Origin of the sequence: Aquabacterium parvum, from assembly GCF_001447195.1 — a bacterium.
Lineage (GTDB): Bacteria > Pseudomonadota > Gammaproteobacteria > Burkholderiales > Burkholderiaceae_C > Aquabacterium > Aquabacterium parvum.
Window position 1 is genome coordinate 1 of sequence record NZ_LFRI01000339.1, and the last position, 311, is coordinate 311.

The 311-nt window shown below is 56.6% G+C and carries 1 protein-coding gene; it reads right to left on the reverse strand.

Translation table 11 applies throughout. From position 1 onward, the window contains the following. On the reverse strand, positions 1-311 hold a 311-nt coding region (locus ABG80_RS11455; protein WP_152987598.1), incomplete at both ends, for a PoNe immunity protein domain-containing protein.

Below are 311 nucleotides of genomic sequence, written 5' to 3' on the forward strand. Positions count from 1 at the left end.
GGGTAGAACTTCTTGTCTCGGTAGCTGCTGTCGTCGATGTCCAGGATGTATGTGATGGCTGCAGCCTCCAAAGACCAGTAGCCTGGGAAATAGCTGGACTTGTGGCGGTCGTGATAAGGCTCTCGGCGACTGGCTTCGTACCACTCATCCAGGTACTGGCCCATTAACGCTGCGCGTTTGTCAGGCTTGGCAGCGAAGATCTTCTTGGTCTTGCGGTACGGAAGCTGACGTGTGTAAACGGCCGAACCCGGACGACCTGGCAGGTACGGCGCGACCAAGTCTTCCAGCAAGGCATCTTGGTCGTCGTTTTC